Genomic DNA, 13,319 nt, shown 5'->3' with positions numbered 1-13,319 from the left:
CCCTCCCGAATACAGAATAGGCTGGCTGGAGACCCAAAGCAAAGATTGAGGGAGACGTTGTCCCAACACCTTGACCCCAATCTATTGGAAACCTGGGAGCGGGGACGGCGGACTGGCGGGCGTCAGCCCTGGGACTTCTCCTCCAGGGCCCGCTTGACGCGCCGGATGATGACGGCCTTTGCCTTCCTGTGCGCCGCCGCCTCAATGGCGTCGTTGATCTCCAGCAGCAGTTCCGCGTAATCGTTGTGCCAGTCGCGATGGCCCGCGCTCGCGGCCGGCAGGCGTGCCTCATGGCGCTCGAGCCGGACCGCCCGATCGCCCGCCAGATCATAGATCTCATCGATCTCCGGGATGATGACTCCGGGCACGTGATCGAGAGTGGCGAGGGACGATTGCAGCGCCTTCAGGGCGGGATCCTCGCCATGCACGAGGAAGACACCACGCCGGACCGGGAGGCGGTCCGCGAGCCAAGCCTTCAACTCCGGTCCGTCCGCATGGCCGGAATAAAGATCGAGGGTCCGCATGCGGGCGCGAACCTTGATCTCCTCGCCGTGGATCCTGACCTTCGAAGCGCCGTCCTGCAGGATCCGCCCGAGCGTGCCTTGCGCCTGGAAGCCGACGAAGAGGACCGTGGCCTCGTCGCGCCAGAGCCAAGCCTTCAGGTGATGGCGGATGCGCCCCGCCTCGCACATGCCGCTGGCCGCGATGATGATGTGGAAGCTGTGGATGCGATCGATCGCCTTGCTCTGCTCGACCGTTTCCGTGAAGCGGACCCACCGCGATTCGAGAGCCTCGACGAGATCCGAGCCGTTCTCCAGCTCGCCGGCATGCTTCTTGAAGATGGCGCTCGCCTTCATAGCCAGGGGAGAGTCGATGAAGACCGGGATGTCGGGAAGCTCACCTGCCTGCATCAGCTCGAGAAGATCGACGAGAATCTCCTGAGTTCTCTCCACCGCGAAGGACGGGATGAGCAGGACCCCGCTCGGGCGCATGGCCGCGCGGACCTCGTCCCGCAGCATCCGCCGCCGGCGTGCGATCGTGGCGCCTTCGCGATCCATATCGCCATAGGTGGATTCGAGGATGACATAATCGAGGTCACGCGGTCCGTCCGGGTCCGGCTGCAGGAGCTTGTGGTCGGGTCCGATATCGCCGGAGAACAGAAGACGGACTGGCTTCTCCTCGCCACTGGCCTTGACCTCCATCTCGATGGAGGCGGAGCCAAGGAGATGGCCTGCATTCCAGTAGCGGGCCCGAAAGCCGGGGGCGACCGGTTGCCAATGGCCGTATGGAACAGCCCGGAACTGATCGAGAGAGGCGATCGCATCCTCAGCCGTGTAGATGGGCGACACCGTCTCCCGCCCGCGGCGGCGGTTGCGCCGGTTGAGCTGATCGACCTCGAGCTCCTGAATATAACCGGAATCCGGGAGCATGATCGAGGCAAGATCCGTCGTGCCGGCCGTGGCATAGATCGGCCCATCGAAGCCGGCCTTCACGAGCTTCGGCACGAGGCCGCTGTGGTCGATATGGGCATGGGTGAGGCAGAGCGCGCTGACGCCGGCCGCACGAAACGGAAAGTGTTGGTAGTTGAGCTCCCGTTCGGATTTCGACCCCTGGAACATTCCGCAATCGACCAGCACGCGAGCCGCATCCGTCTCGAGCAGAAAGCACGAACCTGTGACGGTTCGGGCAGCGCCAAAAAAGTGAAGGCGAAGCGGCAAGGGCATCTCCTGGGTCGAGGAATGAACACGAACGATCGTATCTTAAGTACACGACAACCGAACAGCCAGGCTTGATCCATGACAAACGATGGGAGAGCCGGTCAATGACATCTTGCATCGCCTCATGCACCACACTCCTTTCTTGCCAGTCGGGGAGAGCGAGTTCGTTGGACCTTCGGCAGGGTCAGAGAGGAGAAGGTTGGACACGAGCTCGCCTGAGGCCCTGTGCTCCCAACTGACCTCCACCCCATAGGGCCCGCAGAGCGTTCAGGATCACGGCAATGTCGATGGCCTCTTGGATCAAGGCGCCCTGGACCGGCGTCAGATAGCCCAGGGCAGCCACAAGCATCCCGACTACCGAAAGACCGATCCCGGCATAGACGCTTTGCAGCGCGATGCGCCGGGAGCGGCGCGCGGCCTGCACCGCCGCAGGGATCTTGTCCAGCCGGTCCACCAGAAGAACCACATCGGCCGCTTCGGCGGATGCGGCGGCTCCCCTCGCGCCCATGGCGATGCCAAGATTGGCGGCGGCAAGGGCCGGGGCGTCGTTGACTCCATCCCCGATCATCATCACAGGGCCATGTGGCTTCTCAGCCTGCACGATCGCAATCTTCTGGTCGGGCGTGAGTTCGGCATGAACCGCGTCGAGGTGCAGCCCGACCGTGACCGCTTCCGCTACGTCGCGGCGGTCTCCTGTTGCCAGAACGATGCGGACAATCCCGAGCCGGCGCAGGCTGTCGACCACCAGAGCCGCCTCCGAGCGCAGCCGGTCCGCCAGCACCAGGAATCCGGTAAGCCGGCCATCGACGGCCACAGCCACCACGACGGATCCCACCGGGTATTGACCGCCGGCCAGGACGGCGCCGGCATTCGGAATCCGCTGTGCAACAAATCGGGTTCCGCCCACCGCGACCCGTCGGCCGTCCACGACACCTTCCAGCCCCTCGCCCGGGATTTCCTGGACTTGTGTGGGCAGCAGGAGGTCGAGACCTCGCGCGTGCGCCTCCATGACGAGGGCCCGTGCGATGACGTGCTTCGAGGCCTGGTCGAGCGACGCTGCCAGCTGGAGGAGCTTCTCGGCGGATAGCTCTGCCATGGGGTGGATCTTGACGATCCGAGCCTGCCCATGGGTAAGCGTGCCCGTCTTGTCGATGACGAGGGTGCGAACGCGGGCAAGCGTCTCCAGCGCCCTCCCTCCTTTGACCAGGACCCCGATCCTGGCCGCCCGCGAGACGCCCGAGACGATGGCGACCGGCACCGCCAGGATCAGAGGGCAAGGCGTGGCGACCACGAGAACGGCCAGGGCCCGGATCGGATCGCCGCTCCAGAACCATGCGCCACCGGCGAGGGCGACCGTCAGGGCCAGGAAGGCCATGGCGAACCGGTCCGCGAGCCGCGCCATCGGCGCCTTGGAGGCTTGGGCAGCCTCGATCAGGCGAATGATCCCTGTATAGGTGCTCTCGGCCGCACGGTGGGTGGCCAACAGGTCGAAGGCCTCGCCGACGTTCGTTGCTCCGCTGATCACAGCCTCGCCGGCTGCCTTCTGCACGGGCAGCGACTCGCCTGTGAGGGCCGACTGGTCGAGGGCGGCCATCCCCTCCACCACACCATCCACGGGCACCACGTCCCCCTGGCGGACGAGCAGACGGTCCTGAGGCTCTATGGTGTCGAGAGGGACCTCCTCGAGCCTGCCGTTTCGATGGCGGAGGGCCGTTCGCGGCACACGAGCGAGCAGGGCCGTCATCTCGCGGTTGGCGCGGCGCTCGGCGAAGCTCTCCAGATACTGTCCGCCCGCATACATCAGGGCCACGACCACAGCAGCCAGGTGCTCCCCGAAGACCAGGGCGCCGGTCATGGAGAGAGCCGCGACGATGTCGAGACCCACTTCTCCCCGCCTGAGACTCGTGACGATTTCGACAAGCAGAGCGCTCAACACTGGAACCGTCGCGGCGGCCCAGATGATCCCCGGCCAAGGCTCGCCCCCGGCCAGTCCCGTGACGAATCCCAGAACCAGGCCCAATGCGGGGAGGGCCACCAGGATGGGGCGGACGACCTTGTGGAGGTTCTGCAGTGACGGCGCCTTTGCCCCATGGACTGACCGAGATCGAGAGGAGGCTGAAGGCCCGACTGTCCTGATCTCAGACATTGAAGCAGGCTTTTCGGGAGCATTGCCCGCGCTCTCGATCATGCCGCCCTCCTCTCCTTAGGGGCAGACCGAACAAGGGCTACAAGCGAGTTGGTCATGAGACCTCTTGCCAACGGCATACGATCTTGAAGCACCTCGAGCATGAAGGCCGCAGGGAGGATCCGCGCGAATGAGAGCCAGTGAGAGGCCTCATTGGTGATCCCCCACATTCTGAGAGAGAGGCCGCAATCGTCAAATTCGAGCGGCCGGATCGAAGTGTTAGAGGCAGCGAGGACCGTGAGGAACGGCTCGGGTGAAAGTCGAAACATCGTGGGAGCATGCCATGGGGCCTGAACCCGATCCATGAGCTGGATCAATCGGCCGCGGCTACGGAGCCTGATCGCTTGCGCCGCCGCTTTGGCTGGCCTCGTCTCGGCGCTGCCGGTTGTCGCGACTATCCTGGTCCTGCGGTCCTGATCTGGTGCTCGTTCCTGCTGCTCCCATCTTGAACCCGGTTCTCGTCCTTCCTACGTACAGGCCACCGGGGTCCGGGCCCCTCTGGCAGTCTTCCCCAGGCTGTGATGTCGGACTCTCTCACCTGAGGAGCGCTTGAAGCCGCTCCGCATCTGGGAGACGACTGTGACGTCTTATTCCTATCCCTCTCCTCTCAGCGACGCCTCGTTTCGCGCGGACGAGACCCGCGCGCGCCTCGACGTGCTGGCGCGGTTTCTCGACAGCGCTGTTCGCGTGCCGGGAACCAACATCCGCTTTGGCGCCGACGCCCTCCTGAACCTCATTCCCGGCATCGGTACGCTGACCTCGAAGGGTATGTCGGCCTACCTGATCTGGGAAGCACGTCGTCTCGGCGTGCCGACCGGGACGCTCCTGCGCATGGTTGGGAATGTCGGCGTGGACTTCGTGATCGGCGCCATTCCACTCGTGGGCTGGGTCGGTGACGTGTTCTTCCGCTCGAACCTGCGCAACATGGCTCTGCTCCGCGAGCATCTGGACGAGGCGCATCCGGTGCGGTGGCCGCTCCGAAGATAATGGCCCAAGCGGCTGATATGCTCCCCGGGCGTAAGCTTACCGCGCGGCCTGGGCGAGCTGTCCAGGCCCTTGCCATCCGAGACGTGGCCTGGCGCTGGCCACTGAAAACAATGAGCGCTGACGGATGAGAGCCTACGCCTGCTTCGTATACCTTGCGTGACAGAGATCATGCGCATCGATGTAGGCTCGCTTCCTCCCTTCCACATCGTCGTAGGTTATCAAGGAGACTAAGAGTGCCCCTGAACAATGTGAAAAACATTCTCGTCGGCTTTACGGAGGAGGCCGATGTCCCGTCGGCGGCGCTCGCTTATGGGCTGTCTCTGGCGCGGGAGGCCGGCGCCCATGCCACCGCCTTGTCCGCTTCGGTCAAACTGGTGCTGACCCACGCGGTCGTGAGCAGGATGGCGGCCGGGCTCGTGGCGGGTGAGAATCAGCGGGTGCGGGAGCTCGCCGAGGCCGCGGCCGAGAGCGCCCGCCGCCAGGCAGACCTGGAGGGGGTTCCCTGCACGGTCGAGAGCGTTCAGCTCCGGTATGCCGAACTCGTCGAGAGGTTCACCGCCTTGTCCCGCGTGCACGACCTGACCGTGGTCGATGCCGATCCGGACGTCCTGACGATGGATCGCACCCTAATCGAACAGGCAATCTTCTCCAGCGGCCGGCCGGTGATCGTCGTTCCACATGGTGTGGATACCTTCAGAGCCGGGCGGATCATCGTTGCCTGGGATGGCACCCCGAAGGCGGTCCGCGCGCTCAACGATGCCCTGCCGTTCCTGCGGGCGGCCGAACAGGTCGAACTCGTGAGCGTTACAGGCGAGAAGGATTTGGCCAAGACTGTACCGGGTGCCGAGATCGCGCCGCATCTGGCGCGCCACGCCATCAATGTCAATGTCGTGAACCTGCCAGCCCAGCAGGGGGATGTGGCCGAGACGTTGCGCAACCATGCGAATTTAACCCAGGCGGACATGGTCGTGATGGGCGCCTACGCCCATTCGCGCCTGCGGCAGCTCGTGCTCGGCGGCGTGACCCAATCGCTCCTGAACGCATCTCCGGTTCCGCTGTTCCTCTCCTACTGAACTGGCTTCCGTCTGATGCAGACATGCCCCGGCTGGTCGTGACCTGCCGGGGTCAGCATCCTTCGATTTGACTTGGTTCTGGGGCTGCCCAGCAGGGTGATCCAAGCGCATGCTAGGACAGCTGCCAGAGCCTGTTGGTTGAGCACGATCCCAGCAGGATGGCTAGTTCGCCATCAGGATCGGCACATCGAACGAACGCTCGAACATGCCACGTGTCGCGCTGCCGAAAATCAGACGCCGCAGCGCCGAATGGGCATAGGCACCCATCACGAGGAGGCCGACGTCATGAACTCGGGTGGCCTCAAGGAGAGCATCGGCCACATCCCGCTCGCCACGCTGCACGGGCGCAAACTGCGTCTGAACGCCGTGCCGGGACAGGTGATGACAGAGTTCGACGCCGGACCGGCCGCGCTGGAAGGCTTTGTCATCCGTGACATGAGCGACAACGACCTCGCGGGCGGCACGCAGGAACGGCATAGCAGCCGTGACGGCATGCACGGAGGCAGGGGTCGCATCCCAGGCCACCATCACTCTGTCGTTCCCAAGGGCGGATGAGGTGGGCGGGACGAGGAGTACCGGCCGGCCGGTCTCGAACAGGGCTGTCTCCACCACAAGGCGGATGTCTCCCTCCAGGGCTCCGTTGACACCGATGATCCCGAGAGCCCGCACCCGGAGATAATCCGCAAAGACCTGTCCCTCCTGATAAGACAAGGCGGGCTCGATCACGACCTCGTGCCGAATGCCCGCTGCCTCAGCCGCAGTCGCAACGGCATGAGACAGGCGCTGGGCCTGGTGCCGCGAGCGTTCGTTGATCTCCTGCCGGAGGCGCTCGTCAGCTTCGCTGGTTGCCGACGGGCTGTCGAAACTGGTGAGCCGGACCTCGTCGACGAGGGCTGTGACGTAGGCTCCTTGACGCTTCGCTAGGTCGAACGCCAGTTTGACGCCGTGATCGGGGCCATCGACGTGAGGCGGGACGTGGACGACAAGATCCTGGATGTTCATGAACCCTCCCATTACGGCACAGCCAGTGCACGGAGTGATCTACCTTGGTTTCGCGGCCGTTTCCAGACAGGGAATAGGCTAAGACAACCTGGAGAGTGTTAGCTGCCTTGAAGAACGCGATCTACCCAAAGCGCCCGCGGCGCTTGCAAGGTCGAGGCGGCAGAACTTAGCAGTGGCCTTACCAAGCCGTCTTGGGCCACAATGCGTGAGCGGACTTGAGCCGCATTCGATCCACCAACACGGAGAAATAGCGAATGACGCAACGGATCGTGGTAGCAACCGACTTTTCGACGAGGTCGGATCGTGCATTGCGCCGCGCTACCCTACTCGCCCGTGGCACATCCGCTCGCCTCGTCCTGGTTCACGTCGTTGACGACGACCAGCCCGCGCGGCTGGTGGAGGTCAGCCAGCGCGAGGCAACGATTCTCCTCACCGAACTGGCTCGCACCGTCCATGATGTCGACAACGTGCCCTGTGACGCCAAGGTCATGCTGGGAGAACCGTTTGAGGGCCTCTCCGGCGCAGCGGAGGAGTTCGATGCGGACCTCACGGTCATGGGGCCGTACCGGCGCCAAGCCCTGCGGGAGATGTTCATGGGCACGACCGTCGAGCGCACGATCCGGCGCAGCCGCCGGCCCATTCTCATGGCCAATGCCGTTCCCTCCCGGCAGTACCACCGCATCCTGATCGCCACGGACTTTTCCGAAAGCTCGGCCCATGCCCTGAACACGGCGCGTGATCTCGGCCTCTTCCACGACGCGGAGGTCCTCCTGCTGCACGTCTTCGATGCTCCCGCCCGGGGGATGATGTTCGGTGCAACGCTGCCGCAGGACCAGATCAAGGATTACATCGCTGAGCAGGAACGATGCGCCACTATCAACATGGTCGAGTTCATCGGCCGAGTCGGGTTCAAGCCGAGACGGCAGATCCTGAAGCTCGCTGAGGAGCCCACCGGTGCGATCATCAAGAACTGCGCCCGGTACGAGCGCGCCGACCTCATTGTGGTGGGAACGCGCGGACAATCGGGTCTTGGAACCCTGCTCCTCGGCAGCGTCGCAGAGGGCGTGCTGCAAGGCTCCGAGATTGATGTCTTGGCGGTTCCCCTGCCCCAGCCCTCGGGCCAGGAGGAACAGCCTTAGCCACCTTCGGGAGCACGCCCGTTCCAGGTCAACAGCTATTCTGTGGCTCATCCGAGTTCGCCTGACCAAGGGCGACGACCAATCGAGGTGCCTCAAGTCATGATCTCGCTGCTAAAGAACAACCTGTTGGATTCGCTGAAGACCGTGGCGCCGCTCATCATTGTCGCCGGCCTGCTCCAGATGACACTCGTGCAGGCACTGACACTCCTGTTTTTCCAGTTCCTTGCTGGGGTGGCGCTCGTCGTCCTCGGCATGACGCTGCTGTTCATCGGCATTGATCTCGGCGTTCTGCCCATGGGACGCTTCATCGGGGCGGAACTGCCGAAGCAGGGATCCATCGCGTTCATCCTTTCCGTGGCTTTCGTCATGGGCTTCGCGACCACCATCGCCGAACCCGACGTGCTGGTCCTGACGAGCCAAGTGGGCAACATCTCGCAAGGTGGAACTGGCCGAACCTCCCTTCTCTACTTGATCGCCGGCGGAGTCGGCGTGTTCGTTGCCCTGGCCATGGCACGAATTGTCTACGGCGCCTCGATGCGGGTGCTGCTGACGATCTCACTCGGCATTGTCATCCTGCTCTCCTTCATCGCACCGGCGGATATCGTGCCGTTGGCCTATGATGCGGGTAGCGTCACCACAGGCGTGCTGACGGCGCCGATTGTGCTGGCCTTGGCCGCGGGCCTGAGCTCTGTCCTTGCCGGCCGCGACGCGATCTCCGACGGATTCGGCTTGCTGGGCTTTGCATCGATTGGTCCGATCGTCGTCATCATGATCATGGGCCTGCTGTCGTGATGATGGAACTGCTTGGGGAGTTCAAGACCACAGCATGGAGCGTCGTGATGGCGGTTCTGCCGCTAGCGGTGCTGTTCCTGCTCTTCCAGATCTTCCTGCTCAAGCTGCCCCGCTCAGATGTCCGAAAGATCCTGACCGGAACTGCGATCGCGGCCGCGGGATTGTTCCTGTTCCTGGCGGGCGTTGCCATTGGCTTCATGCCGTACGGGACGGCGATCGGCGAAGCCCTTGGTGCGCTTCCCCAGAAATGGCTGCTGCTGCCGGCCGGCCTGTTTCTCGGGTTCGCCACCACCTGGGGTGAGCCTGCGGTGCGCATCCTGGCCGACCAGGTCGATGACGCGTCCAACGGCTCCATTCGCCGATCCATGGTCCTCTACGCGATCTGTATCGGCGTGTCCGTGATGGTCGGGATCGGTTTCCTCAGGATCGGCTACGGGATCTCGCTGCTGCACCTGCTCATACCAGGCTATGCACTCATCGTTATCATCATGTGGTTCTCCGACAGCCGGTTCGTGGCGATCGCCATCGATGCCGGCGGCGTGGCCACGGGGCCGCTCGCCAACACGTTCCTGCTGGCGCTTGCTCTGGGAGCATCGGCGGCGATGGGAAACCAGGACCCGCTCGTTCATGGCTTTGGCTTGGTCGCGCTGATCGCAATGGCGCCGATCTTGTCCCTTATGACCTTGGGCCTGCTCATCCGATGGAAAGAGTTCCGGAAGGAAACACGAAATGCTTAGCTCCACCATGATTGTCACCATTGTCCGAAAAGGATGGGGAAACACGGCCCTGGAGGCCTCGGTCAAGGCAGGCGCCACGGGAGGCACGATCCTCTCCGGACGGGGTGTGGGGGTCAATGAGAAGGACTCCATCTTCGGCATCCCGATCGAGCCGGAAAAGGAGATCCTGCTCACGCTTACCCCTGGCAGCCAGGCGGATGCCATTCTACAGAGGATCGTTGAGGCCGTTGAGCTGGACAAGCCCGGCAACGGGCTCGCCTTCGTCGTTCCCATCGAGAACATCGTCGGGGTGCATCATATGGCGTCCCAGGCGCCTTGAGGTCGAGCCCAACTCGACCGGCTTTTCTTTCGATGCCTCAGTCCTTCAGTTCCTCAAACCAGCCGAGGCGCCGCATCAGGAGCTTCTCACCCTCTAGGAGGATCATGAGACCGGCGCCGATCGCGACGATCAGAATACCGTCCGTTAAAGAAAGCGGCCGGGTCTCGAACAGGGCCTGCATGAACGGCGCGTAGGTGAACAGCAACTGGGCGACGACAAGCACCGCGATGGCGATGAGAACGGCTGGCGTGCCGAGAACGCCTCTCCAGGAGAAAGACGTCATGTGGAGATAGCGCACGTTGAAGAGGTAGAAGATTTCGCCGACGATGAACATGTTGACGACCATCGTACGCGCCGTTTCGACATCGCGTCCGCTATTCAGGGGAGCCTGTGTGAAAACGCTGACGAGCCACTCCTTGCCGAAACTTTATTTCTGGTCCGCCTTGATAGATCGTGAAATCCTCAGTGTAGAGGCTTGAACTTGTACGAATAGTTTGTCTCAACCAACTTGGTTCGGGTTTTCACACAGGCTCCAGGGCATAGAAGAATACGCCGAGAGAGGCGGCGGCCAGCAGCACCGAGACGATCACCACTCGCCAGAGCAGGAAGGGCGAGAGCAGCGGCGCCTTGGCCGGCCTCGGTCGACGGCGCATGACGCCGGGCTCGGGCGGCTCGAAGGCGAGCACAGCCCCAGCGTCGAGGCCAGGATCAGGTTGACCCAGAGGATCTGCGTCGCCGACATCGGCAGGCTGAAGCCCACCAGGATGGCGAGCACGACCGCGAGCGTTTCGGCGCCGTTGGTGGGGATCTCCCAGGAAATCACCTTGCGGATGTTGTCGTGGACCGTCCGGCCCTCGCTGACCGCATTGACGATGGACGCGAAGTTGTCGTCGAGCAGAACCATCTCGGCGGCCTCCTTCGAGGCCTCCGTTCCCTTGATGCCCATGGCAGTGCCCACGTCGGCCTGCCGCAGCGAGGGCGCATCGTTCACCCCGTCGCCGGTCATGGCGACAATGTGGCCGTTGGCCTGGAGCGCACGCACGATGCGCAGCTTGTGCTCGGGGCTGGTGCGGGCGGTAGGACGGGCTATCCGGCGAGCGCACACGCGGTGGTGGAGAGTATCGTCCTGATCTGGCCGCGCCTGGTGGGAAGCCTCCCGCAGCTCGCCGGCAATGCAATGCAAACCATGAGCGCGCGGCTCCAGGATGCACATACCCGGGTAGTGGAGATGTCGACCGAGCAGGTCGAGCGCCGCGTAGCCCATACTTTGCTGCGGCTGGCGCGTCAGGCCGGACGAAAAGTTGGGATAGATGTTCAGATCGGCTTCCGATCTCGCGCTAGGATGTCGCTGAGATGACAGGAACCACCCTGCATACTGTCAGTCGAATCCTGAGTGTCTGGGAGGAGCAGGGGTTGGTGGAGGGTGGACGACAAAGAATCATAGTCCGCGATCCCCATAAGCTTTTCATGATCGCCGAGGATATGCCCCAGTAGGTGTTCTCGCTTGACAGAAGCCAGGACGTGCCCCGCCCGCGACTGGTCTGCCCCCTGAGAAGATACTGCTGGCGATCGCTTCGGGCAGCTGAGGTGGCTGCCAAGCTTTCGGAGTGAACAGCCGCTACCTGTGTTCGACCAGCTTCAGGTCAGTCCTTCACCTGCGAACACAGAAGCAACATCGGATTCGCCAGCAGTATCTTTTCCGAAGCAAGACCGGACCTTGGATCCGCAATGTCCGTGGAGATCGTCGTCGTGCCCGCCTGAAACAGCCTGCCTTGACCCTACCAACCCCATGTGAGTGCTTGTTCCGACTCCTACCCCAAGCGCAGAAAGGCGCCCAAGAGGTCTTCACGGCGTAGCATGCCGACCAGTCGGCCGGACTGCTGGACCGGGAACGATCGGTGGGGTTCCGAGAGGAACATCTGGGCGGCGGTGACCATATCAGTCTCCGCCTCGATGGTCTTGACCGGGCTGCTCATCTGGTCGCTGACGGTGCCGCGCCATTGCCGGTAGTAGCTCGCCTGCAGGGCAGGGCGGAAGCAGTCCTTCTGGGTCAAGATGCCGATCAGCTCGCCGGAGGCGTCCACCACCGGAGCGGATTCGAAGCCACTGGAATGGAGCAGGCCGGCTGCTTGGCGGATAGGCATCTCGGCGACTAACGTTGGGAACTCTCGGTGCATAATGGTTGAGATCTGATCCGTCATGATCCCGATCCATGCTTCAGGCGGCGGGGACAGCCCGCGCAGCGCGCTTCGTCAGGTAAGCAGGTCATCCCGCTGCAGGAGGATCGCAGCGGCTGCCCGTGCAACATCAGCCCCAGGCTGAGGCCACCCGTCACGAGCAAGACGATCACCAGAGCAAAGAGGAGTTCCATTCTTGCTCCCTCTCAGGCCAAATGATCGTCGAAGCGGCCGACCGGAACGCGTCGGAGGCTCTCCCCATCGCGAATGAAAAACAGCGCATCCAGCCCTTGGTTACGGGCCCGCGCGGGACCATCGGCCCCTGCGGCCATGAGCGCAGTCGCCCATCCGTCTGCGGTCATGGCGTCATCCGCAAGAACGGAGACCGACGCCGTGGATCCCTCCACCGGCTCGGCCGTCACTGGATCGATTATGTGGCTGTAGCGCCTGGTGCCGACCGTAAACCCGTTTGTCCGGTCGCCGGATGTGGCGATCGCATTGCCGCTCAACCTCAGCATCTCGACGGCGCCGGAACGACCCTCCCGCGGGTCTTCGATGGCGACGTGCCAGCTCCGGCCGTCCGGGTGCCACCCCATGGCGGCGATTTCGCCGCCCAGATCGATCACGAAGTCCTCCTCGCCGCGGTCGCGCAGGACGCGACCCATTTGGTCGAGCGCATAGCCCTTGGCGATGCCGCAAAGGTCGAGCGTCAGGCCCGGATGATGCTTGCACAAGGCGTCATCCCCGACGGCAAAGCCGGTGTCGCTGGAGGGCTTCTCGCCGGAGATCGGGCCGAAGCCCCAGCGGCTGACCAGTGGGCCGACGGCGGGGTCGAAAGCGCCTGCGCTGGCCTCGCGGAGCGCCAGAGTCGCCCGTGCGACGGTTGCGGTCTCGCTGCCAACGCGCTGCCAGTCGGTGCTCCGGGCTGCATTGAAGAGGGTGATCGTGCTGTCAGGCCGCCATGGCGACATCAGGCGATCTATGCGGGCCAGTACCTGCTCGATCACCGGGCGCAAAGCCAATGCATCGCCCTTGGCAGGCAGGGTGAGGCTCCACCAGGTGCCATAGGCGGGTCCGCCGATCTGAGTTGTGGGCGCAGCCGCACGGGCGAGCGCCGGAGCGGCGACGCCGGCGACGGCGGCAAGGCCGGTCGCAAGGGCCTCACGACGAGTAAGCCGTAATCTCATGTC

General features: G+C 63.7%; 11 protein-coding genes and 2 pseudogenes. 7 read left to right on the top strand and 6 right to left on the bottom strand.

Features of this window, described 5'->3' with window-relative positions:
• Positions 1-122: 122 nt before the first annotated feature.
• The gene (locus BLP10_RS15720; RefSeq protein WP_091136640.1) at positions 123-1,724 is read right to left on the bottom strand and encodes an MBL fold metallo-hydrolase RNA specificity domain-containing protein; all 1,602 of its coding nucleotides are present in this window, start codon (positions 1,722-1,724) and stop codon (positions 123-125) included.
• 178 nt (positions 1,725-1,902) lie between these two features.
• Positions 1,903-3,906, bottom strand: a complete 2,004-nt coding sequence (locus tag BLP10_RS15715; protein ID WP_244510572.1) for a heavy metal translocating P-type ATPase — start codon at positions 3,904-3,906, stop codon at positions 1,903-1,905.
• 576 nt (positions 3,907-4,482) lie between these two features.
• Here BLP10_RS15715 and BLP10_RS15705 point away from each other — a divergent pair.
• A complete protein-coding gene (locus BLP10_RS15705) occupies positions 4,483-4,890 on the top strand; it encodes a DUF4112 domain-containing protein (protein WP_091136938.1) in 408 nt (135 codons plus the stop codon).
• A gap of 233 nt (positions 4,891-5,123) precedes the next feature.
• The gene (locus tag BLP10_RS15700; RefSeq protein ID WP_175493937.1) at positions 5,124-5,963 is read left to right on the top strand and encodes a universal stress protein; all 840 of its coding nucleotides are present in this window, start codon (positions 5,124-5,126) and stop codon (positions 5,961-5,963) included.
• Between the two features lie 162 nt (positions 5,964-6,125).
• Here BLP10_RS15700 and BLP10_RS15695 read toward each other — a convergent pair whose 3' ends face one another.
• On the bottom strand, positions 6,126-6,965 hold the full coding sequence (locus BLP10_RS15695; RefSeq protein ID WP_175493936.1) for a universal stress protein: 840 nt from the start codon (positions 6,963-6,965) through the stop codon (positions 6,126-6,128).
• 254 nt (positions 6,966-7,219) lie between these two features.
• Between BLP10_RS15695 and BLP10_RS15690 the strand changes: the two genes are divergently transcribed.
• From BLP10_RS15690 to BLP10_RS15675, 4 genes are all read left to right on the top strand, one after another.
• Complete coding sequence (locus BLP10_RS15690; protein WP_091136629.1) at positions 7,220-8,104, top strand: universal stress protein; 885 nt, start codon at positions 7,220-7,222, stop codon at positions 8,102-8,104.
• A 99-nt stretch (positions 8,105-8,203) separates the two neighbouring features.
• The gene (locus BLP10_RS15685; protein WP_091136626.1) at positions 8,204-8,896 is read left to right on the top strand and encodes a DUF1538 domain-containing protein; all 693 of its coding nucleotides are present in this window, start codon (positions 8,204-8,206) and stop codon (positions 8,894-8,896) included.
• A 47-nt stretch (positions 8,897-8,943) separates the two neighbouring features.
• Positions 8,944-9,633, top strand: a complete 690-nt coding sequence (locus tag BLP10_RS15680; RefSeq protein ID WP_244510596.1) for a DUF1538 domain-containing protein — start codon at positions 8,944-8,946, stop codon at positions 9,631-9,633.
• Positions 9,626-9,952 carry a P-II family nitrogen regulator gene (locus tag BLP10_RS15675; protein WP_091136615.1) on the top strand — a complete coding sequence of 109 codons (327 nt, stop codon included), beginning with the start codon at positions 9,626-9,628 and terminating at the stop codon, positions 9,950-9,952. The genes BLP10_RS15680 and BLP10_RS15675 overlap by 8 nt, the downstream gene beginning before the upstream one ends.
• Before the next feature lie 37 nt (positions 9,953-9,989).
• Here the strand turns inward: BLP10_RS15675 and BLP10_RS24065 are convergent.
• A pseudogene (locus BLP10_RS24065) lies at positions 9,990-11,027 on the bottom strand (HAD-IC family P-type ATPase); the annotation flags it as partial.
• Here BLP10_RS24065 and BLP10_RS23585 point away from each other — a divergent pair.
• Positions 11,016-11,446, top strand: a pseudogene (locus BLP10_RS23585) (Crp/Fnr family transcriptional regulator); the annotation flags it as partial. The pseudogenes BLP10_RS24065 and BLP10_RS23585 overlap by 12 nt on opposite strands.
• A gap of 317 nt (positions 11,447-11,763) precedes the next feature.
• Here the strand turns inward: BLP10_RS23585 and BLP10_RS15655 are convergent.
• A complete protein-coding gene (locus BLP10_RS15655) occupies positions 11,764-12,153 on the bottom strand; it encodes a CBS domain-containing protein (protein ID WP_244510571.1) in 390 nt (129 codons plus the stop codon).
• Between the two features lie 182 nt (positions 12,154-12,335).
• Positions 12,336-13,316 carry an FAD:protein FMN transferase gene (locus BLP10_RS15650; protein WP_091136604.1) on the bottom strand — a complete coding sequence of 327 codons (981 nt, stop codon included), beginning with the start codon at positions 13,314-13,316 and terminating at the stop codon, positions 12,336-12,338.
• Between the last annotated feature and the right edge of the window lie 3 nt (positions 13,317-13,319).

This window comes from Microvirga guangxiensis (genome assembly GCF_900102135.1).
GTDB classification, from domain to species: Bacteria; Pseudomonadota; Alphaproteobacteria; order Rhizobiales; family Beijerinckiaceae; genus Microvirga; species Microvirga guangxiensis.
This window is presented reverse-complemented; position numbering and strand designations above follow the sequence as displayed.